Annotated in this window: 24 protein-coding genes and 3 tRNA genes; 12 read left to right on the top strand and 15 right to left on the bottom strand. The window is 39.3% G+C overall.

The features are described from left to right. From kdsB to CW745_RS03925, 4 genes are all read left to right on the top strand, one after another. Entirely contained in the window at nucleotides 1–780 is a 780-nt protein-coding gene (kdsB, locus tag CW745_RS03940) for a 3-deoxy-manno-octulosonate cytidylyltransferase (protein ID WP_101107219.1), read from the top strand. Beyond that, the gene (locus CW745_RS03935) at nucleotides 770–1,717 is read left to right on the top strand and encodes a hypothetical protein (protein WP_101107218.1); all 948 of its coding nucleotides are present in this window, start codon (nucleotides 770–772) and stop codon (nucleotides 1,715–1,717) included. Before kdsB ends, CW745_RS03935 begins: the two co-directional genes overlap by 11 nt. A gap of 9 nt (nucleotides 1,718–1,726) precedes the next feature. Beyond that, the gene (locus CW745_RS03930; protein WP_101107217.1) at nucleotides 1,727–2,626 is read left to right on the top strand and encodes a DUF350 domain-containing protein; all 900 of its coding nucleotides are present in this window, start codon (nucleotides 1,727–1,729) and stop codon (nucleotides 2,624–2,626) included. A gap of 99 nt (nucleotides 2,627–2,725) precedes the next feature. Continuing rightward, nucleotides 2,726–4,426 (top strand): polyamine aminopropyltransferase, encoded by a 1,701-nt coding sequence (locus tag CW745_RS03925; RefSeq protein ID WP_101107216.1) that lies wholly within the window; start codon nucleotides 2,726–2,728, stop codon nucleotides 4,424–4,426. 41 nt (nucleotides 4,427–4,467) lie between these two features. Here the strand turns inward: CW745_RS03925 and bcp are convergent, their stop codons facing one another. From bcp to ccoN, 11 genes are all read right to left on the bottom strand, one after another. Next, on the bottom strand, nucleotides 4,468–4,935 hold the full coding sequence (gene bcp / locus CW745_RS03920; protein ID WP_101107215.1) for a thioredoxin-dependent thiol peroxidase: 468 nt from the start codon (nucleotides 4,933–4,935) through the stop codon (nucleotides 4,468–4,470). A 27-nt stretch (nucleotides 4,936–4,962) separates the two neighbouring features. Further along, nucleotides 4,963–5,898, bottom strand: a complete 936-nt coding sequence (gene uspE, locus CW745_RS03915) for a universal stress protein UspE (protein ID WP_101107214.1) — start codon at nucleotides 5,896–5,898, stop codon at nucleotides 4,963–4,965. A 100-nt stretch (nucleotides 5,899–5,998) separates the two neighbouring features. Next, nucleotides 5,999–6,742: an FNR family transcription factor gene (locus CW745_RS03910; protein ID WP_101107213.1), complete on the bottom strand. Its 744-nt coding sequence runs from the start codon at nucleotides 6,740–6,742 to the stop codon at nucleotides 5,999–6,001. A 140-nt stretch (nucleotides 6,743–6,882) separates the two neighbouring features. Next, nucleotides 6,883–7,566, bottom strand: coding sequence for a sulfite exporter TauE/SafE family protein (locus CW745_RS03905; protein ID WP_238596687.1), 684 nt, complete (start codon nucleotides 7,564–7,566; stop codon nucleotides 6,883–6,885). Further along, nucleotides 7,563–7,751, bottom strand: coding sequence for a cbb3-type cytochrome oxidase assembly protein CcoS (gene ccoS / locus CW745_RS03900; protein ID WP_101107212.1), 189 nt, complete (start codon nucleotides 7,749–7,751; stop codon nucleotides 7,563–7,565). Before ccoS ends, CW745_RS03905 begins: the two co-directional genes overlap by 4 nt. A gap of 9 nt (nucleotides 7,752–7,760) precedes the next feature. Beyond that, nucleotides 7,761–10,166: a heavy metal translocating P-type ATPase gene (locus CW745_RS03895; RefSeq protein WP_101107211.1), complete on the bottom strand. Its 2,406-nt coding sequence runs from the start codon at nucleotides 10,164–10,166 to the stop codon at nucleotides 7,761–7,763. Further along, complete coding sequence (locus CW745_RS03890) at nucleotides 10,166–10,639, bottom strand: FixH family protein (RefSeq protein ID WP_101107210.1); 474 nt, start codon at nucleotides 10,637–10,639, stop codon at nucleotides 10,166–10,168. The genes CW745_RS03895 and CW745_RS03890 overlap by 1 nt, the downstream gene beginning before the upstream one ends. Before the next feature lie 110 nt (nucleotides 10,640–10,749). After that, nucleotides 10,750–11,712 carry a cytochrome-c oxidase, cbb3-type subunit III gene (gene ccoP / locus CW745_RS03885; RefSeq protein ID WP_101107209.1) on the bottom strand — a complete coding sequence of 321 codons (963 nt, stop codon included), beginning with the start codon at nucleotides 11,710–11,712 and terminating at the stop codon, nucleotides 10,750–10,752. Then, nucleotides 11,712–11,903: a CcoQ/FixQ family Cbb3-type cytochrome c oxidase assembly chaperone gene (locus CW745_RS03880; protein ID WP_101107208.1), complete on the bottom strand. Its 192-nt coding sequence runs from the start codon at nucleotides 11,901–11,903 to the stop codon at nucleotides 11,712–11,714. Before CW745_RS03880 ends, ccoP begins: the two co-directional genes overlap by 1 nt. 49 nt (nucleotides 11,904–11,952) lie before the next feature. Then, complete coding sequence (ccoO, locus tag CW745_RS03875; RefSeq protein WP_101107207.1) at nucleotides 11,953–12,555, bottom strand: cytochrome-c oxidase, cbb3-type subunit II; 603 nt, start codon at nucleotides 12,553–12,555, stop codon at nucleotides 11,953–11,955. Between the two features lie 3 nt (nucleotides 12,556–12,558). Continuing rightward, nucleotides 12,559–13,992: a cytochrome-c oxidase, cbb3-type subunit I gene (ccoN, locus tag CW745_RS03870; protein ID WP_101107206.1), complete on the bottom strand. Its 1,434-nt coding sequence runs from the start codon at nucleotides 13,990–13,992 to the stop codon at nucleotides 12,559–12,561. A gap of 221 nt (nucleotides 13,993–14,213) precedes the next feature. Between ccoN and CW745_RS03865 the strand changes: the two genes are divergently transcribed. Continuing rightward, the gene (locus CW745_RS03865) at nucleotides 14,214–14,693 is read left to right on the top strand and encodes a hypothetical protein (protein ID WP_101107205.1); all 480 of its coding nucleotides are present in this window, start codon (nucleotides 14,214–14,216) and stop codon (nucleotides 14,691–14,693) included. A 53-nt stretch (nucleotides 14,694–14,746) separates the two neighbouring features. Here CW745_RS03865 and CW745_RS03860 read toward each other — a convergent pair whose 3' ends face one another. The 4 genes from CW745_RS03860 to CW745_RS03845 all read right to left on the bottom strand — a co-directional run bounded on the left by CW745_RS03860 (nucleotide 14,747) and on the right by CW745_RS03845 (nucleotide 17,102). After that, the gene (locus CW745_RS03860; RefSeq protein WP_101107204.1) at nucleotides 14,747–15,187 is read right to left on the bottom strand and encodes a DoxX family protein; all 441 of its coding nucleotides are present in this window, start codon (nucleotides 15,185–15,187) and stop codon (nucleotides 14,747–14,749) included. A gap of 9 nt (nucleotides 15,188–15,196) precedes the next feature. After that, nucleotides 15,197–15,940 carry a DNA-binding domain-containing protein gene (locus CW745_RS03855; protein WP_101107203.1) on the bottom strand — a complete coding sequence of 248 codons (744 nt, stop codon included), beginning with the start codon at nucleotides 15,938–15,940 and terminating at the stop codon, nucleotides 15,197–15,199. Further along, nucleotides 15,937–16,773, bottom strand: a complete 837-nt coding sequence (locus tag CW745_RS03850; protein WP_101107202.1) for a DUF692 domain-containing protein — start codon at nucleotides 16,771–16,773, stop codon at nucleotides 15,937–15,939. Before CW745_RS03850 ends, CW745_RS03855 begins: the two co-directional genes overlap by 4 nt. A gap of 65 nt (nucleotides 16,774–16,838) precedes the next feature. Beyond that, entirely contained in the window at nucleotides 16,839–17,102 is a 264-nt protein-coding gene (locus tag CW745_RS03845) for a DUF2282 domain-containing protein (protein WP_101107201.1), read from the bottom strand. Nucleotides 17,103–17,250: 148 nt separating this feature from the next. Here CW745_RS03845 and CW745_RS03840 point away from each other — a divergent pair, with 148 nt between their 5' ends. The 7 genes from CW745_RS03840 (at nucleotide 17,251) to upp (ending at nucleotide 21,721) form a co-directional block, all read left to right on the top strand. Beyond that, nucleotides 17,251–17,832 carry a sigma-70 family RNA polymerase sigma factor gene (locus tag CW745_RS03840; RefSeq protein ID WP_101107200.1) on the top strand — a complete coding sequence of 194 codons (582 nt, stop codon included), beginning with the start codon at nucleotides 17,251–17,253 and terminating at the stop codon, nucleotides 17,830–17,832. Beyond that, a complete protein-coding gene (locus CW745_RS03835) occupies nucleotides 17,825–18,538 on the top strand; it encodes a DUF3379 family protein (RefSeq protein ID WP_101107199.1) in 714 nt (237 codons plus the stop codon). The genes CW745_RS03840 and CW745_RS03835 overlap by 8 nt, the downstream gene beginning before the upstream one ends. Before the next feature lie 329 nt (nucleotides 18,539–18,867). Beyond that, nucleotides 18,868–18,943 (top strand) — tRNA-Asn (locus CW745_RS03830). 214 nt (nucleotides 18,944–19,157) lie between these two features. Then, nucleotides 19,158–19,233 (top strand) — tRNA-Asn (locus tag CW745_RS03825). Nucleotides 19,234–19,262: 29 nt separating this feature from the next. Beyond that, nucleotides 19,263–19,338, top strand: a tRNA-Asn gene (locus CW745_RS03820). Between the two features lie 362 nt (nucleotides 19,339–19,700). Next, nucleotides 19,701–20,918: an ammonium transporter gene (locus tag CW745_RS03815; protein WP_101107198.1), complete on the top strand. Its 1,218-nt coding sequence runs from the start codon at nucleotides 19,701–19,703 to the stop codon at nucleotides 20,916–20,918. Nucleotides 20,919–21,094: 176 nt separating this feature from the next. Continuing rightward, a complete protein-coding gene (gene upp, locus CW745_RS03810; protein ID WP_101107197.1) occupies nucleotides 21,095–21,721 on the top strand; it encodes a uracil phosphoribosyltransferase in 627 nt (208 codons plus the stop codon). Nucleotides 21,722–21,783: the final 62 nt, after the last annotated feature.

Here is a 21,783-nt window from a genome sequence, read left to right as displayed (position 1 = left end):
ATGTCTTTTATTGTCGTGATACCTGCACGTTATCAATCGACCCGCTTACCTGCAAAACCACTTGCGGATATCTTAGGTAAAACGATGGTTGAACGTGTGGCAATAAAAGCACTCAGTAGCGGGGCTTCTCGTGTGATAGTTGCCACAGATGATCAACGCATTGCTGACGCATTAACCACTGTTGATAATATCGAAGTCTGTATGACCTCGAAAAATCATGAATCTGGTACCGATAGGCTTGCTGAGGTGTGCGAAAAATATGAGTTTTCCGATTCAGATATCATTGTTAATGTACAGGGCGATGAGCCACTTATTCCTGCTTCAGTTATCGCACAAGTTGCTAATAACTTACACGGCAACAGTGAAGCGAGTGTAGCAACGTTAAGTGCACCAATTATTGAGCCTGAAGAGGTATTTAACCCGAATGCAGTCAAAGTGGTCAGTGATAAAAATGGCCTGGCACTATATTTTAGTCGCGCCACTATTCCTTGGGATAGAGATAACTTTAGTATTGAAAATCAACAATCAGGATGTACAGAGGCGAGTTACTTGCAACGCCATATCGGCATTTATGCTTATCGTGTTAGCTTCTTAAAACAGTATGCACAATTGAGTGTTTCGCCACTCGAGTCGATTGAAAAACTGGAACAATTGCGTGTGTTATGGCACGGTTTCAAAATAGATGTACAACAAGCGGTTGAAATTCCGCCTGCGGGAGTAGACACTGCAGATGATTTGCATCGTGTGATTAACTATTTAAAGGAACATAATGAACATTAAACTATTAATTATATTGTGCTTTACTCTCTTGATCAGTGCTTGTGGTGATGAGCGGCAAGAGCGAATTGATAGCAATATCAATAGTGCAGATTATCTTATCAATGCATTAGGGCAGAGCCTTGATAATAAAAATATTCGCAATGCGATGTTACTTGAACAATATGCAAGTTTACTCGCCGATGAAAAGCCGGAGTTATCGCCCTTGCTTGAGCAACTCAGTCGAGATGCGACACGCGAAGGCCCTACTTACCAAGGGCTTGTTCAGCGTTTAAAAACGATGCGCGAACAGCCACAAGTAGTTGGTGATATCGAAGCACAGTTGTTTGAGACTGAAACCTTAATTGAAGCTTCTGATCCCGCATTGTTTAATGATGCTCTTTCCGACCCCATTAATGTTATTGCGGATATGTCGGATGGAAAATTAGCGCGAGTTAATGCGATCAGTAAGCAACAAAGTCTACAGGCAAATGGAGCTGAAGATAATGGCGCAGGTAGCCAGCTTGTTGGGAACCCAGGATATGGGCAATGGCAAACTGACAGCAGTGGTATGTCATTCTGGCATTGGTACGGTATGTATGCGATGTTTTCTGCTATCACAAATCCTGTACGTTACGATAGATGGTCATCACGTCGAGACTACAGTTATTACAATGATGTTGGCAGAAATCGCTACACATCACCACAGCAGACAAAATCTCAAAATGATTTAGCGAATAAAACTAAAAAACAGTTTGGTAATAATAGAGGCTTTCAAAGCCCCTACGGAAAATCAAAAACAGGTGCTAGTGCGATGTCTAACTCAAGTCGACAAGCGCAAAAATCAACACCTTTTTCAGGACGCTCAAGTTACTCTAAAGCACGTGCTCAATCTAAAGCATCAAGTAGTTTCAGAAACAGTAAAACAACATCATCACGTGGCACGCGTCGCGGTAAATAGGATTTTATTATGAATGAATTAATCACAAAATTAGGGCAAAGCGGTGATATTGCTGTTTACCTGCTAATCGACATGGCTGTGGCTATTGCGTTGCTAGGTGGCATTCGTTTTACCATGGGGTTCATTGGCAAAGTTGATACCAAAGATGAATTATCGCAGAAAGATAATTTTGCATATGGTATTAGCATGGCTGGTGCTGTCGCTGCCATGGGAATCGCATTAAGTGGCGCAATTACAGGTGAATTAGCAGGTTCTTACTCAATCGAGTTGATTGGTATGTTTGCTTATGGAATCGCTGGACTGGTATTAATCAAAGCAGGGCGCTTTATCCATGATAAATTTGCACTACCTGCCTTTAATAAGCATGAGCTTATTTTAAACCGTAATATTTCAGTTGGCTTAGTAGATGCCGCATCTGTTATTGCTACCGCAATAGTGGTACGTGCCGCTCTTATATGGGTAGAGGGACTAGATGTGAGTACCTTTATTGCCATTGCTTCTGCTTGGATTGTCTCACAGATAATGCTGGTATTAATCACACGTATATTTGAATGGCGCTTTTCACACAACAACGGCACAACCTTTCAAGCAACGTTGGAAGGTGGGCAAGTGGCATTAGCAATTCGTTATGCGGGTTACTTAATTTCAACGGCTATGTCGGTAACGGCTGCTAGTTACTTCATTGTTTATGATGCGAACAACATTTGGCTGGGGGTTACTCAATGGGCGATTATGAGCCTTATTCTAATGGCTTGCCTTACTGTACTTACCACTATTGCTAAATTTATTGTCTTACTGGGCATTAACCGTCGTGTTGAAGTAGAAGATCAGGAAAATATCGGTATTGCTACTATAGAGCTAACGACTTCATTCTCAATCGCATTGCTGTTAATGGCATTGATGACTTGATGTAAATACGCATATATAGCGATGATTGAATCGTTACATTGATAATAAAAAGGCTATCACTGATAGCCTTTTCTTTTAGCATCATTTGAAGTGGTAAAAATGCAAGACAAACAAAAATTAAAGCTATTGGTTGACGATAGTTTGCTTATTTTAATCATGGCTACGCTCGCTTGTTGTGGGCTCATCTACGAATACCTATTATCACATTATTCTGCACGTATCTTAGGCAGCGTAGAAACAGTTATTTACGCGATTATCGGTATTATGATTGTTTCCATGGGGTTAGGCGCTTTTGCTGCTAAAAAAGTGAAAGATGCTTTTCAGGGATTTGTTGTATTGGAATTGGTTGTTGCATTCATTGGTTGTAGCGCAACGCTCTTTATCGCATCAATTATTGGCTTCAGCCAGACACTACCACAATTGATTGCAGACAGTTACCAGCTTCCAATGGATATGTTGCCACGTGGAGGTATGTTGGCACAATTTAACTGGCTCAGTCTTCAGTTACCTTACATTTTTGCTTTTGTTTTAGGCTTTTTAATTGGTATGGAAATACCGTTAATCGCAAGGATTAGAGAAACTATCTATGGGCATCATTTAGCACATAATGCAGGCACAATTTATGGTGCGGATTATATTGGCGCCGGTATTGGTGCTGCTATTTGGGTATTATTCATGCTTAAAATAGAGATAAGCCAAGCGGCTGCATTAACAGCAACATTGAATTTAGTTGCCGGTTTTGTTTTTTTAATACGCTTTAAAAAGTATTTAAGAAACATTAGGTGGCTGTTGATTGGACATACATTGTTAGCGGTGTTGGTTGTAGCGGTATTCCAATATGGTGGCAACTGGCAGAAGCAGATGCAAAATATGCTTTACCTTGACAAAGTCGTCTATCAAACACAGACACCTTATCAAAACTTAGTGTTTACAGAGCGTCAATTAGGGGGCGGATTAGATCCCATCTTTAATTTTTATATCAATGGCCGTTTGCAGTTTTCAAGTTTAGACGAGCATATATATCATGAATTCTTGGTACATCCTGCGATGCAGAGTGCTAATAAGCACGATAACATTTTAATTATTGGCGGTGGCGATGGCTTGGCGTTACGTGAGGTACTTAAATGGAACCCTAAAGCAGTCACGCTGGTGGATCTAGATCCTTATCTAGTCAAGTTATTTAAAGCGCCTGAAAAGGCTTTACCAGCACACCTTGCGACTAAAATAAGTAAATTAACCGCTGATAGTTTTAATGACGCTCGTGTCACAGTGATTAATGATGATGCTTTTATTGCTATTGATAAGTTGCTGCAACAGAAACAAGTGTTTGACAGCATTATCATTGATTTGCCTGATCCTAGCCATCCTGATCTTAATAAATTATATAGTGTGAATTTTTATTATCGCCTAAATCATCTGCTTAATACCGATGGTACAATGGTGGTTCAATCTACTTCGCCCTTCCATGCACAAAATGCATTTATATCGATAGCAAAAACAGTACAAGCTGCAAACTTTAAGCAAGTGGAACAATACCATCAAAATGTTCCTTCGTTTGGGGAGTGGGGTTGGACAGTCGCTACAAAGAAAGGTGCAAGTGTGAGTGAGCGATTAGCGAGAGAAAAGAGTATTTCAGTATCTACCGTATGGATAACCCCTAAACTTATCGAGGGTGCCTTTAGCTTTAATAAGGGCTTCTACGATAATAAGTCACAGATAAAGATAAACTATTTAGGCTCTAACCAGTTATATCAATATCATCAAAGAGCTTGGGAGCGAGAAACCGAGTTATCACCTTAATGATAACTCGTTAAGCAATCGCTTTATCAGTAGGGGAGTACTTACTCCCCTTTTAGATAATTCATAACCACTTCATGATGATCTTTTGTTTTAAACTTATCAAAGACATGTTCAATAACACCCTTTTCATCAATCAAGAAACTAATGCGGTGGATACCATCATAAACTTTGCCCATGAATTTCTTTTCTCCCCATACTCCAAACGCATCAGCTACCGCATGATCTTCATCGGATAGAAGGGGGAAATTCAGCTCTTTTTTCAATACAAAGTTAGCTAATTTTTTAACCGGATCTGGGCTGATACCATAAACAACAGTATTATGTGCTTCAAGTTCACTTTGACTATCGCGTAAACCACAAGCTTGGGTAATACAACCAGGTGTCATTGCTTTGGGATAGAAGTATACCAATACTTTTTTACCTGCTAAATCGGCAAGTGACACACTGTTATCTTTATCGTCTTGAAGGGTGAAAAGTGGTGCTTTATCACCTGCAACTAATCTATTCATTGTTTCTCTTTCTATGTTAAATAAAAATTAAAGGGTTATTGGGCTTATGTAACCGGCTGGTTTTAATGCTAATAGATCACAATCGAGTTGATCAATCACTTGCTCTGCCGTATGACCAAGTAAGGTTGCACTTAAACCTGAACGGCCGACAGTGCCAAGGATAACCAACTCGGCTTCTATCTCTTTAGCAATATTACTAATAACATCTTCTGGTAATCCTTGCACCAGATGGGTTTTAGATTCATCAATATTATTTTTTTGCGCATATTCTAAGAGCGATTGTTGATGAAATGTTTTTAATCCATCCTCGTAATTAATCGGGTCAAACTCAGGAAGCTCTAACATGATATTCATCGGTGGACTTGGGTAAGCATTAACAATATGTGTATTGGCATTAATGATATTTGCCATTGCATTAGCTTCATCAATAATTTGTTGGTTGAGAATATGATGGTCATCATCCTGCATACTTTTACAATTGATAGCACATAGTATATTGCCTTTTTCAGGCCATTTATTATGTTTAACTAGCAGCAAGGGAACTGGACACTTACGCAGTAAATTCCAATCAGTTGGAGTAAATAGTATCGCGCTTAATTTTGAGTGAGGGTGGGTTGCTTTAATAACTAAATCATGGGCATTTTTTAACACTTCAATAATCGCCGCTTGAAAAGGGCGACTATGCCAGATGACCACACTTTTAATAGTGATCCCTTCCTCTTGATAGGGTACTGCTATAGCATCTAACCATGCTTGGTTTTCTTTAATCACCAAGCGTTGCATCGCTTGACGCTCTTCTGCTGAACTTAAAGAGGTCATCTCATAACTTAGGTCATAGCAACAAAGAAAAAGTGTGATTGTTGAGCCATGTTGTTTTTTAGCGATCTCGGTGGCTCGTGCCAATGCGGGTTGTGCTTCTTGGGTTGGATCGATAAAAACTAAAATATTTTGATATTTAAGCATAATCTGCCCCTGTTTAAGATAAATACATAACTATAATTTAGGTCAGATGAGCGGAAATAGGTAGCCTTTTCAGCACAGAAAAGGCTATTTTGTTAACTGCTTAATCTTTTTTCTTTGCACCCGCTAATTCAGCAAGTTGATCTTCATCTAAGATACTGATGTATTTACCTTTTACTGCAATCATTTCGCTCTTTTGGAAGCGTCCTAATAAACGACTAATTGTTTCAACGGTTAACCCAAGATAGTTACCAATATCACCACGTGTCATTGATAAACGGAACTCTCGAGGTGAAAAACCACGGGCAGCAAAACGAGTTGATAGATTATGAATAAATGAAGCAAGGCGTTCTTCAGCATTTTTCTTAGATAAAAGCAAAATCATGTTTTGATCGCCGACTATTTCAGAGCTCATTAAACGTAAAATTTGCTGTCTTAGCTTTGGCATGCTTGTTGATAGATTATCCAGTGTGTCATATGGAATTTCACAAATCATTGCTGTTTCAAGTGCTTGTGCAAAGCTTGGGTGGGTACCATCGCTAATGCCATCGAATCCAACTAAATCACCAGCAAGATGGAAAGCGGTGATCTGTTCATCGCCCTGTTCTGTGATGGTGTAAGACTTTAGCGTACCGGAACGAATTGCGTATAAACACTTCATATCTTGGCCTGCTTTAAAAATCTCTTGGCCTTTTTGAATCGGTTTTTTACGCTCAATAATGTTGTCTAAGCGATCAAGCTCAGTCTCATTTAATGAGTAAGGGATGCATAGTTGGCTGATGCTACAATCTTGACAACGAATTGCACAATTACCTGATTGTTGGCGAGCTGTGTTACTTTTTTCCATATATTTTCTATTTCCGACTCTTGACTTAAATCAAGTTTAACACTATTTGAGAAGGCTTTGAACTGTTTCGTAACACTACCACTAGCAATCGTCATCAGGAAGTTGATAAGTGTGTTCTAGCTTGAGTAATTAATGCTTTATTAATTAATTTGTTGCAGTGCAATATAAAAAGTGTGTAGCGCAAAAATAGCTAATAAAAGGGCACTTGCGTAACGGAAATAACGGTGATTAAGGGTAAATTTTAATTGCTGAGTAAGTGAGCCAACGGTGAGCATTGCTGGCAAAGTACCAATACCAAATCCAAGCATGATCAGCATGCCATTTTCTGCACTGCCACTACTCGCAGCCCAAGAGAGGGTTGAATATACTAAGCCACAGGGTAGCCAACCCCACAGAAAGCCTAACGGGAAAGCAAGTATAGGATGTTTGAGGGGTAAAAAATATTGCGCGATGGGCTTGATGTATTGCCAGATACCGTTACCAAGTTTTTCCAATGCTAGCAAACCAAACCAAAGTCGAGATATGTATAGTGCGAGTAATAACATTAAAATAGCCGCTAATATACGCAGATAGATTAATGCTTCTTTGCCGCCTAAAAAAACAATGAGTGCACCGCTACTTGCTGCGAAGATAGCACCTGCGAGAGAATAACTGCTTATCCTGCCTATGTTGTATAGGAAAAGTGCGATAAAGGAGTGAAATTTACTTTTATTTTGATCCGTCGAAAAAGTGATAGCGCTAGCAATACCAGAGCACATACCTAAACAGTGACCTGCACCTAACAAACCGATGACTAATGCCGCTACAAAATCATTGAGCATCATTTTTTATGCACATTCTCTTTATTGCGAGGAGCTGCTGTTTGTTCTATATCTTCATCAAAAAGAATATTGATCCCTTCACGGTCAAGATCTTCATATTGGTCAGATTTCACTGCCCAAAAAAATACTAATACTGCAATCGCAACGAATATCATTGCAATAGGAATTAATACATAAATGATACTCATGACAATACCTTACTTAAGTAAACGTAGTGAATTACTGACTACGATTAGCGAGCTAAAAGACATACCGAGTACTGCAATGTAAGGCGGTACATGCCCCATAATTGCGAGTGGTACAATAATCACATTATAGCCAATTGCCCAACCTAAATTTTCTTTAATAATGGTGGTTGTTTTTTGTGCTGTTTTTCGTAGTGTTGCTATTTTATTTAAGTCTTCACCTAATAAAATAACATCGGCACTGTTCTTTGCCACATCGGTGCCACTGGAAAGTGCAACAGAAACATGCGCTCCTGCGAGCACCGGCGCATCATTTATACCATCGCCAACCATTAATACTTGTTGCGAATTTTGTAATTCCTTTAGATGGCTTAGTTTGCCCTCTGGGGTTACCCCTTTGGTAACGTTGCTGAAATTCAGCTGAGTGGCAACTTCTTCACTTTTTAATGAAATATCACCTGTTAACAAAGTTGTTTCAATACTGTGCTGTTGGCAATATTGACTAATATCCTGAGCACTTTGACGTAATGTGTCACCTAATTCAAAGCTGGCAATAAGTTGCTTGTCTAAGGTTAAATAGATAACTAGCTCTTTACTATTTATAGGTGTGCCTATTGAACAAAATTGTGCATGACCTAGTTTTAACTGCTGACCTTGATAACTTGCTTGCAAGCCTTGTCCTGGTAGATTAAATACATCATTTAACACAACGTTATTTTTTTGTTGTTGATGAAATGCCAGTGAAATAGGGTGTTCAGAGACTTTCTCTAACTGTGAAGCTAGATCAATACAATGTTGAGAGGTGTAATCTGCGTAGGTAGTGGTATTGAGTAATACAAAATCGCCATGAGTCAGTGTGCCTGTTTTATCAAACACCATATGATCGATGTGGTTAACCGTTTCTAATACATGGTGCTGTTTTATTAAAATACCTTGCTTGTTTAGATTTGCTGTCGCACAGGTAAGGGCGGTAGGTGTTGCCAGTGACAAGGCACATGGGCAGGTTGCAACCAATACAGAGAGTGTTATCCAAAAGGCTTGTGAGGGATCGATTAAGCTCCAACCGATGTAAGTACACAACGCAATAATGAGTAATGCCCCGACAAAATAGCGTGAAACAAGGTCGGCGACTACTTCGATATGTGGTTTATTTTGCTGTGCGCTGTTTTGTAAATGAATGATGTCTGAAATCAAACTGTTCTGCGCGAGTTTATCTACACGTATAGTTAATGGGCTGGTAATGTTAACGGTGCCAGCATAAACCACGCTATGCTCGCCTTTATGCACAGGCAAGTGCTCTCCGGTTAACATTGACTCTTCAATATTACTGATCCCAGTTATAATTGTTCCATCGACAGGGATTGTTTCCCCTGCCTTAACAAGAATGACTTGTCCTATAACTAATGTTTTGGCTGGGATAAGAGATTCTGTTTGGCCACCTTCATCTGCTTCAATCAAGGTTGCCATAGAAGGTAACAAACGCAGAAGATTACTACTGGTCTCTGATGCTTTACGGCGAGCGCGTAGCTCGAGTAACCTTCCCAGAAGAAGTAAGAAAGTAAACATTGAAATGGCTTCAAAATAAACTTCACCAGTCTCCATTACAGTGGCATAAGCTGAGGCGATATAAGCACCAAGTAAAGCAATGGAAACTGGTATGTCCATGCCTAAGGTGCGGTGGCGAATATTACGCCATGCATTAATATAAAATGGCTGTGCACTATAAAGTAAAACAGGTGTGGCTAGAATAAAGCTAACCCAACGAAAGTAATGGATAAACTCCTCTTCCATGCCTGAAAATAGATCCGCATAAAGAGCAATGGCAAACATCATTACTTGCATGGTAGCAATACCAGCCAGACCTAATCGGCGAAGATACGACTTAGCTTGCTGTGTGTAGAGCGCTTCCTGTTGGTTTACCTGAAACGGGTAGGCTTTATAACCTATTTTTCGTATTTCAGTGAGTATTTCACTGAGTTTCAACTCTTCTTTATGCCAGCAAATGACAACACGATGCAGGGTAGTGTTGACGTTAATAAACTTTAAGCCGGATAGTTGGCGAAGTTGTTTTTCGATTAACCAAGCACAAGCCGCACAGGTGATCCCTTCAACGGTAAGTGTTATTTCATTAAGCAGTTCATCTTGTGTAACAAATTCTTCCTGTATCTGCTCAAGGTCATAATGTTCAAGCTGTGACAGTTGCTCTGGTATTAAGGTCGCCCCTTTTTCTGCATTTTCACTGCGGTGATCGTAGTAAGAGGTTAATCCACTATCAACAATAGTTTGTGCCACTGCTTCACAGCCAGGACAGCACATATGTTGTGATTCACCTTTAATAGTGACCCTAAAATGTGTATCGCTAGGAACTGGCTCTCCGCAATGAAAACAATCAGTTAAAACTTGCTGTGATTTAGACATTACAAGTAGAACGAATCGCGTGGAAGAGTGATGGTTTTTTGTAAACGCCAGCTTTTATCAAAAGGTTCGATACGTAACTTCCATTTACCTGTCAAATCCTGTTCGCTCTTAAAATAATAGTTGCCGTTTGCATCTGCAGTTAGCATGCGTGAGATATCTTTATTAGCCAAGGTTGCATGAAACAAAGATAATGAGATTGAGCTTCGATCTTGCAGCCCCTCAAAGGTGATTAATAGTCCATCCTCTGTTTGCTTGATCGATGCATGAATATTGAGTGTTTTTGCGTGCTTTATCAGAGCAAAGTCATTATTGATTGCTTTACCTTCAGTGTAATAGTCATCCACTACCATATCAGGTTTATTATCCATGGCAGTGAATAATAGATTAATAGAGCCGACAACGGCTACCATAGGCAAACCAATTAAAAACCAAGGCCAGAACTGTTTAAACCAACTTTTTTTCTTATCTATCATGCTGCCTCTAAATAGGTAGGTGTAGGAGATGTGAATTTATCACTTTGCATCTTTTTTTGCCATAAAAAAAGCCTCATCTAGAGGCTTTTTATGTCTTGAGTGAAGAGAGTTTACTTCTCTAGAGAGAGTGAGTAAACAAACGCTGAGATTAAGTGAACTTTATCTTCGCCTAAAACTTTAGACCATGCAGGCATTACACCATTACGACCATTAGCAAGGGTATCTTCAACAGCTTTACGAGAGCCTCCATACAACCAGATTTTATCCGTCAAGTTTGGAGCACCGAGTGCGTAATTACCTTTACCGTCTGCACCATGACAAGCAGCACAAAGTGCAAATTTCTCTTCGCCAGCCTGTGCTTCAATTGCATTAACACGACGTCCACTTAGTTTAAGTACATAGCTTGCCATCTCTTTAACACCCTGATCGCCACCAAGAACTTCTTTCCAAGCTGGCATAACACCGTTACGACCATTCATAAGTGTTTCTTTAATCGAAGCAGGATCACCACCATATAACCAATCATCGTCGGTTAGATTAGGGAAACCTGTACTACCACGTGCATCAGAACCATGACACTGTGCACAGTTTTGTAGGAATAAACGTTGACCTACTTTGACTGCTTCCGGATCTTTCGCGATGAGTGCAATATCTTTATAAGCACCTGATTGATCATAAGCTAGTTGTTTGAAAACTTCGCCAAACTTCTCATCGGCATCATTCATTTCACGTTGGTACTGTGATTGAGATGTTTTTGCTGCTTCAGCAGATTCGTCTGGGTTCATAACACTTTGTTCAGAACTCGTCCAATTTAATAAACCGTTATAGTTAGCGGTAAATGTTGGGAAAGCAAAGCTGTAAACAATAGCGATAACAATGGTAAACCAGAACAAACCAACCCACCATTTAGGTAATGGGTTATTTAATTCTTGAATGCCATCAAAGGTATGAGGCATTGGTTCGCCTTCTGGTATACCTGTCGTATTCTTTGAGGTAAGTCTTAGCAGGATAGCACAACCAATAACAACAATTAGCGTAATGACTGAGATCCATATAGTCCAAAATAGGCTCATTATTTTTTAACTCCTGACGGTTTGTTATCTTCACCATTTCTATTTGATAAGTCTTCTGGCTCATCGAAAATTGAGTTGGCGATATCATCAAACTGTTTTTTTTGTTTTTTACTGTATGCCCAAAAAATCAAAGCAACGAAGATGATGATTAAGAACAAAGTGTATAGTCCATTAAACGTTGCGAAATCCATAAAGCCTCCAGTAGCTTTAGTGCCTAGCTTACTAGGCACTTATCATTGTTTATTGAAACGCGTGACCAAGTGATTGCAGGTATGCAATCAAAGCTTGCATCTCTGTTTTACCTTGAACGGCTTCTTTTGCACCTGCGATATCTTCGTCGGTATAAGGAACGCCAAAGTTATCACGGAAAATTTCAAGCTTACGCGCAGTATCTTCACCAGTAAGTAGGTTATCCATTAGCCACGGGAAACCTGGCATATTAGATTGTGGTACTACATCACGAGGGTTGATAAGGTGCACTTCATGCCATGCATCAGAGTAACGTTGACCAACACGAGCCAAATCTGGACCAGTACGTTTAGAGCCCCATAGGAATGGATGTTCCCAAACGTGTTCGCCTGCAACGCTGTAATGACCATAACGTTCAGTTTCAGCACGGAAAGGACGAATCATCTGACTATGACAGTTTGAACAACCTTCTTTAATGTAGATATCACGTCCTTCCATTTCAAGTGCAGTGTAAGGGCGTAGCGTATCTACTGGTACTGTTGTCTCTTTTTGGAATAAAAGAGGCGTGATTTGAGCTAAGCCACCAAAGCTGATAGCGATGATTATAAAAATAGCTAATAAACCAACATTTTTTTCAATAAATTCATGTTTCATAAATTACTCCCCAAGTTCTTGAGGTTTGATTGAGCCTTTTTCAGCTGTAACCGTTTTGTAAGTATTGTAAGCCATGATAAGCATACCTGATAAGAACACTAAACCACCGAAGAAGCGGATTGTGTAGAATGGGTACGACTTCTCTAAAGATTCAACAAATGTGTAGGTTAATGTACCGTCATCATTTACTGCTCTCCACATCAGGCCTTGCATTACACCTGAGATCCACATTGCAACGATATACAATACTGTACCGATTGTTGCCATCCAGAAATGTAGATTAATTAATGCAACACTGTACATTCCTTGCTGACCAAATAGGCGTGGAATTAAGTGATAAATAGCACCAATTGAAACCATTGCAACCCAGCCAAGGGCACCTGAGTGAACGTGACCAACAGTCCAGTCAGTGTAGTGAGAAAGTGCGTTAACCGTTTTAATCGCCATCATCGGGCCTTCAAAGGTAGACATACCATAGAAAGAAAGAGAGACCACTAAGAAACGGAGAATAGGATCGGTACGTAGTTTATGCCAAGCACCAGAAAGCGTCATAATACCATTGATCATACCACCCCAAGATGGTGCGAATAGGATCAGTGACATCACCATACCTAATGACTGTGCCCAATCAGGTAATGCTGTGTAATGAAGATGGTGAGGGCCTGCCCAAATGTACACGGCAATCAATGCCCAGAAATGTACAATAGATAGACGGTAAGAATAAACTGGACGGTTTGCTTGTTTAGGTACAAAGTAATACATCATACCAAGGAAACCTGCTGTTAGTAGGAAACCAACTGCGTTATGCCCGTACCACCACTGAACCATTGCATCAACGGCACCTGCGTACACAGAGTATGATTTCATGCTACCCATCGATACAGGGATAGCCATGCTATTTACAATGTGTAGAACCGCAACCGTTAAAATAAATGCGCCAAAGAACCAGTTCGCAACGTAAATATGAGATGTTTTACGTACCGCAAGTGTACCAAAAAACACAATGGCATAAACAACCCATACCGCTGTAATAAGTAGGTCAATTGGCCATTCTAATTCAGCATATTCTTTTGAGGTTGTGTAGCCAAGAGGCAACGTAATAACTGCTGAAAGAATAACTAATTGCCATCCCCAAAATACGATTGACGCTAACGGTCCACCAAACAATTTTGTTTGGCAGGTACGTTGTACAACGTAAAAAGAGGTTGCCATTAATGCTGATGTACCAAATGCAAAGATAACAGCATTGGTGTGTAATGGGCGTAAACGACTGTAAGTTAGCCAAGGAGTATCGAAGTTTAACGCTGGCCAGATAAGTTGAGCTGCTATTAGCACCCCAACAGCCATGCCAACAATACCCCATAATATGGTGGTAAGTGTAAACTGACGAACAACTTTCATGTTGTAGTCAGGTTGAATTGTGGTTGCGGTTGTCATTGTTGTGATTCCATGCGTGTTTTTATAATTTACGTAATTCGTTACGTAATATAAGTAATCAAATGAAGCTATTTTAACGTTTACCGTTAAGATAGCTTCATTTGCTTGGAAGTGTACGCGATAATGAAAAAAATGAATAGATTTACGTTGACAATTTGTTAATAAAACACGCTTTTATGTTAAGAATTGCGCGGTAACCATTATTTTTACAAGGATTTGAAATGTTAACAAAAAGCAGAGTCGCACAATTATTAATCATGCTGATGATTTTATTAGCTTTATTTTTTTGGCGTACCTTTGAAACTTCTTTTGAGGCAAATGATGGAGGCTTAAGTAGTGATAGTTCCGAGCAAATAAGTATGCTTCGCTGTGACTATCGCTCACCCTGTGAGTTCATCACTGAGCACGGCACGTACTTTTTAAACATCAAAAACTTACCGATTGAATCTGAGCAATGGATAGATTTTCAACTCATGACTGCGAATGAAAATGACAATATTGTTTCTGCTAAAATTGTCGGTAAAACCATGTTTATGGGCAGAATACCCGTTACTTTTAAGCAAACTGAAAAACAACGATTTGATGCTAAGTCAATGGTTGGCGCCTGTACTACTAAGCATATGATTTGGAGTCTAGAAATTGCCGTTGAAAACGAAAAAAATGTGCTTAACTTGTCCTATGATTTTATGGTTTCACGTTAAAAAAAAGGGTGGCTTCAATGACTTAATTTAACGATATGTCGCCACCCACTTTTTTAAAAGAAACGCTTTTTAAGGAAATGGTCAGCAGAGATAGCACCTGCACCCCAAACAACATTCATTAAGATCATTGCACCCCATAATTGGTGATCGTAGAAACCACCATCCCATAAAACAGGATATGAGATGACGGCGGTAATGTTAAAGATAAACAGAATCGCGGCCATAGGTCGTGTTAACAAACCTAAAATCATAAAGATCGGTAAAATAAGTTCGGCCGCTGTGCCCAGATAAGCTGCTAACTCCCAAGGCAAAAGTGGTACTTGATACTCTTCTTCAAAAAGATACAAAGTGCTATCCCACGTTGTTACTTTTAGATAGCCCGATTTTAAGAAAATACTGGCCACCCATAGGCGGGTGAAAAGTAATAAAATGGGGGCAAAATAGTCGAGCATTTTGTCGACAGCTAATTGGTAATATTGCAGTAATTTATCCATGGTTATTCCTTATTTAATTGTAAATCCATTGAGTAATGCTTGTTCTAATAAATGCGGTAGTTGTGCCTCTAACCCATCGCGTGATATCTCTGCGAGTGTTTTTCCTGCCTGTATCTGTTGCAATAAACGAAAGCTCAGTTTGTCTAATGAAATCAGTTCTATTTTGAAGTCCGGTTGCTTTTTGAGTACCAGATAACAGGGAGTGTTAAGATCGGTTTCTTGGACTTGCTCTGCGATTAACATCTCATAAAGTAGGGCAATGTTTTGCTCGCTTTCAAAAAGTGTTATCTGTGTTGGTGTTGAGAAGGTTAAGTTGGCTAAATTATCTTCTGTTAACTGACCAAGCTTCTCAAGGTCTAACTGTAAAACAGAAACAGGGGTATTACACGTTTGCTCTAATGCCCATTCAAACCTAGCCATCTCACTGATATAGGGCATTGATTGTAGTTGTGGTAACGCGGATAAGTAACATGAAAAGCCCTTACCGTAGGTAATGATGTTGTTCTCTTTAGGCGGGTTTTGTAATATAAACGTGCGGCATACGGCATTAAAAAAATCTTCACCTACCAGTGACGAAGTATGTTGGTAAGTGATCACTAATGCCTCGGTAACTCCCATAATAAAACTGTTACGATAAATTTGTAATCGTTGATCAGGACTTATCTGTTGCGTTGTTTTTATCGATTCTGTAATAGCATCGCCTTCATAAAAAAGTGAGTCTGCAAATTGGGTTTGTAACTGTTTAAGTTTCATTTTGCCACCTGGCGAATATGTTGTGCTTTTTGTGCCTCAATCAGTAAATCATCAAGCGCTGGAATATCGACATCCCACTCAATCAGGGTAATAGCATCAGTAGCCGTTGTGTGTAAATATTGTTGGTAAATATCCCATACCGCGTCGCTTACTTGCGTACTGTGTGTATCGATTAATAGGGTTTCACCATCAACTTCCTTTTTGCTATGTCCCGCTAAATGAATCTCCTGTACATGTTGATGATTAATCGCTGCTAAGTATTCCGATACTGAAAACTGCTGGTTGATGGCACTCACATAAACATTATTGAGGTCGAGTAATAAACCACAGCCTGTTTTTTCGGTTAATGTGTTAAGAAATTGTGCTTCACTCATATCGCTATTTTGGTACTCTAAATAGGAGGAGGGATTTTCAACAATGATTTGTCTTTGCAGAAAATCCTGTACTTGATTCACGTTGTCAGTAAAACAAGCTAAAGCCTCTTCTGTATAAGGGATTGGTAAAAGATCGTTAAAAAAATTACCTTGCAATGAACACCAACTTAAATGGTCTGAAACTAATGCCGGTTGAAAACGATCAACCAGTGTTTTTAACTTTTTAAGGTGCTGTTGACTGATGGGATCACTACTGCCAAGTGATAAACCAATACCATGAAAGCTGAGCGGATAATGTTGTGCAATTTGTTCAAGATAATCATGATTTTTGCTATGTGGGTTAAAATAATTTTCGCTGTGAATCTCTAAAAATCCAATATCTGGTTGTGCTTCTAGTAGGTGCAGATAATGAGGGCTGCGCAATCCAATGCCCACCGATTTTTTTTGTATTTTAGACACTAAAATTATTCCTTATTAATAAGGGAGGCAAATACCTCCCCTTGTATCGAAGTTTAACTTTTTAATTAATCTTCTTTAGGCGTTAAACTACCACCCGTAATTTTCGCACATAGCCCTTTTGGTACCGCAATGAATGCATCACCTTGATTGTCTACTTTAGAAGTGCCTGCGCACGAGCTACTTTTGGTTGCACAGTCATTCTGTCCTGCAGCGACGATGCCGTAACATTTTTCTTTACTGGCTGCCATTGCTGGTGAAGCAACTAAAGAGCCTCCAACTGCGATAAGTGTTGATACTGTTGCTGCTAATGCTAAGTTAGATTTTTTCATTGGGCATTCCTTTTGTTAATGTTAGTTATATAAGTGGTTTGTTGTACACTTTGTTGTGGTAATCAATTATATATACCGTGTCAGCTGTAAATAAATTTCACATTTTTTTAAATATTTTTTAACAACCAATAAAAGGTTAGGCATATTTATGAGTTTATTTTCTCGCAAGCGAAATAAAAATAGCCATTCCTCTGTCTCTATAGATATGAATAAAACAATTGATATGAATAGACAGCAAAAGCGCTATGAAGCCTTAGTGAACGTTTACAGTGCAGACCTTTACCGCTATGCGTATTGGATATGTCACGATCCCGATATTGCTCAAGACTTAGTGCAAGAGACCTGCCTACGGGCATGGAAAAGTTTGGATAGTCTAATGGATGATAAGTCAGCTAAAGGTTGGTTATTTACTATTTTAAGGCGTGAAAATGCAAGACGTTTTGAGCGTAAACAACATCCTTTGGTAGATATAGAAGATCATGAAATAGCTGATAGTGCTGATTTAACACAAGAGATGGATAGCGAGCTATTGCTTCGAAAAATAGCGACTCTCTCCGACGAATATAAAGAACCTTTGCTTTTACAGTTGATCGCAGGTTTCAGTGCAGAGGAGATCGGTGAACAATTAGCCCTTAATAAAAACACCGTATTAACGCGCTTATTTAGGGCTAAAAATTTATTAAAAACATCATTAACTAGTGTAAATACAAGTGAGGCGTCCCATGGATGATATTCTATTCCGTCATACTGCTAGCGCAACTCCTAACGATAAGAGTGATGACTTTTTGAAACGTATTGCTGAGTCTGATAGTGATAAAGCGTTAGTTAAAGAAGCAAAACAGTTTGATGCAGATTTAAAAGCCCTATTGAAAGTAGATGTGCCAGAGGGGCTCGCCGATAAAATTTTGCTTGAGCAAAGCTTTACGGTTGAAAAAGAGCGTGTAATGAATGGGCGTTGGCATATTGCAATTGCGGCATCTGTTGCGTTTATTATTGGGATTAGTTTACCTCTATTAAATAACATCACCCATTCTCCTGCAGATATTGGCGAGGTTGCAATGCAACATGTCCAAGCTGAATATTATTTCACGGCTAAATCTAATGAGCATGCCGACCTTAATATGGTTAATGCCAAACTGGCTCGTTACGGGGCTCAAGCGCATAGTGATTTAGGTAATGTGACTTATGTTAACTATTGTAGTTTTGAGGGGACGCCTGCGTTACATATGGTGATGCAGGGGGAAAAAGGACAGATAACTGTTTTTGTCGTACCAAGTGATGCTGACTTTATAGAAACGAAAAGCTTTAACAACCAATATTTAAAAGGGATCACGGAAAAGATGGGTGATGCTAATGTTGTGATTGTGGGCGAAAGAGATGAATCGTTGCAAAATGTTCACAGTGCAATGAAAAATAATATTCAATGGGATATCTAATACTGCTTTATAAGTAGACAATAAAAGGTACTTTTGTGATTGGTTGCTTGAATTATCAGCAACCAATTTTTTTATCTACCTTTTTTGTTGACAGCAACTCAAGCAAAAAATATACTGCGCTCGTCTTCAAGGTACTCTGCTTTTAAAGTAAAGTTACATTGATAAACAATTCCTCTTTAGCTCAGTTGATAGAGCAAAAGAGAACACTGTTAATTCATTACTACGGATTAGCTTTGTAGAAAGAAATGCTACTGTTTACTACAGTTTGTAGAGCAGTAGAAAAACACTGTTAATTCATTACTACGGATTAACTTTGTAGCAAGAACAATTCCTCTTTAGCTCAGTTGGTAGAGCAACGGACTGTTAATCCGTGTGTCGCTGGTTCAAGCCCAGCAAGAGGAGCCAAATTCAGTTGGTTTGATAGTTTCAAACTAACAAGTCTTTAAGACTTAAAACAGATAATTCCTCCTAGCTCACTTGGTAGAGCGATAGAGAACACTGTTAATTCATTACTACGGATTAACTTTGTAGAAAGAACAATTCCTCTTTAGCTCAGTTGGTAGAGCCATAGAGAACACTGTTAATTCATTACTACGGATTACTTTGTAGAAAGAACAATTCCTCTTTAGCTCAGTTGGTAGAGCAACGGACTGTTAATCCGTGTGTCGCTGGTTCAAGCCCAGCAAGAGGAGCCACTTTTATAGTTTTGAGTTTCAAAACTAATTCCTCTTTAGCTCAGTTGGTAGAGCAACGGACTGTTAATCCGTGTGTCGCTGGTTCAAGCCCAGCAAGAGGAGCCACATTAAAAAGCCTGAACTCATGTTCAGGCTTTTTTTTGCCTGAATTTTATCAATTAAATTTAGATAGCAAGAAAAGGTTGATAACCTTTTCTGAGATGCTTGTAAATATATAGTGGCCATTCCGGGTTGCGTCGCTGATTCAAGCTCAGCAAGAGGATCCACATTAAAAAGCCTGAACTCATATTCGGGCTTTTTTTTCCTGAATTTTTTTAATTATTATGCAATAGCGCAAATAGTTATACTTATAAAAATCCTACCTTTATTCACTAAATAGCCTGCGAATCGTTTTAATAGCTGGCTTGATACGTTAAAATCTTGTTACATTTATAACATCACGCTTTATCGAGCATATAGAGGCAACAATGGAATCAATTCAAAATCATGTAACGGCACTGGTTAGCAGTGCAGATACATTATTTATATTATTAGGTGCAATCATGGTCTTTGCCATGCATGCAGGGTTTGCATTTTTAGAGGTAGGAACGGTTCGCCATAAAAATCAAGTAAACGCTTTGGTTAAAATCATGTCAGACTTTGGTGTATCGGCCCTAGTGTATTTTTTCTTTGGTTATTGGCTCGCCTATGGCGTTACGTTTTTTGATAGCGCTGCTGTACTTGCTGAAAACAACGGTTATGAACTAGTAAAATTTTTCTTCTTGATGACCTTTGCTGCTGCAATACCTGCCATTATTTCTGGTGGTGTTGCTGAGCGCGCGAAGTTTAATCCAATGCTGATTGCTGCCGCACTATGTGTGGGGCTGGTTTATCCTTTCTTTGAAGGACTTATTTGGAATGGTAACTTTGGCTTCCAAACTTGGTTAGAAAATACTTTTGGTGCTGGATTCCATGACTTTGCTGGCTCCATTGTTGTACATGCCGTTGGTGGTTGGATTGCTTTTGCTGCTATTATGGTGTTAGGTAGCCGAAATGGCCGTTACCGTGGCGGTAAAGTAGTGGCATTTGCTCCTTCAAACATTCCTTTATTAGCATTAGGTGCATGGATTTTATCGATAGGTTGGTTTGGCTTTAACGTCATGTCAGCGCAAGCAATCGAGGGGATCAGTGGCCTCGTTGCAATGAACTCCTTAATGGCCATGGTTGGCGGTATTATTAGCTCGCTTATTATTGGTAAAAAAGACCCTGGCTTTATACATAATGGTCCATTAGCTGGCTTAGTTGCTGTTTGTGCTGGCTCTGATGTCATGCATCCTATGGGGGCACTTGTAACTGGTTTGGTGGCTGGTGGACTATTTGTGTGGCTATTTATCTATGTGCAAAGTAAGTTTGCTCAGTTTGATGATGTGCTAGGTGTTTGGCCTTTACATGGTGTGTGTGGCTTATGGGGCGGTATCGCAGCTGGTATTTTTGGGCTTGAAAGCTTTGGTGGTCTGGGTGGCGTAAGCTTTATTAGTCAATTAATTGGATCTTTTGCCGGTATTGCTATCGCATTAATTGGTGGCTTTATTGTTTACAAAGGCGTGAATGTATTTATGCCGATTCGCCTTAGTGAAGAAGATGAATTTAATGGTGCAGACGTTTCTATCCATAAAATTGGTGCAACAAACCTAACCAATAAATAAATTAAACTCATTTTAAAAAGGGCGATAAATGCAAATTTATCGCCCTTTTTTTTAATAAAATATTCTCATCAAAATAAAAATAATGTTGTTATGAATAAAAAAGTGATTTATCACAGTTATTCTTGCCGAGATTCTGATATAAAAGCTGTATTTTATCATTGCTGAAGGTTAATAATATGAAAGTTATTGAAGTGAAACACCCGCTTATTCAACACAAAATTGGTCTCATGAGAAAGGCTGAAATAAGCACCAAACATTTTCGTGAATTAGCACGAGAAGTTTCTAGTTTATTAACTTACGAAGCAACTAAAGATCTTGCTGTGGAAACGGTGACTATCGATGGTTGGGATGGTGAAGTTGAAATCACACAGATTAAAGGTAAAAAAGCGACTGTCGTCCCTATTTTACGCGCTGGTTTAGGCATGATGGATGGTGTACTTGAGCACATGCCAAGCGCTAAAATTAGTGTTGTCGGTATTTACCGCGATGAAGAAACACTTGAGCCTGTCCCTTATTTTCAAAAACTCGTAAGTCAAATTGATGAGCGTTTAGTATTGGCCGTTGATCCTATGCTAGCAACTGGCGGTTCAATGATCTCAACGCTAGATTTGATTAAAGAGAAAGGCGGTAAAAATATTAAAGTGCTGATTCTTGTCGCAGCACCAGAAGGATTAAAAGCATTAGAAGAGGCGCATCCAGATATTGAAGTTTACACTGCTTCGATTGATTCACACCTAAACAAGCAAGGTTATATTGTGCCAGGATTAGGTGATGCAGGTGATAAAATATTTGGTACTAAATAATGGCTGAACATCAATCCTCACCGTCAACAACGGCTGAACAACCAGTTGAAGATTACACCGCT

Source organism: Psychromonas sp. psych-6C06, from assembly GCF_002835465.1.
Taxonomy (GTDB): domain Bacteria; phylum Pseudomonadota; class Gammaproteobacteria; order Enterobacterales; family Psychromonadaceae; genus Psychromonas.
This window is presented reverse-complemented; position numbering and strand designations above follow the sequence as displayed.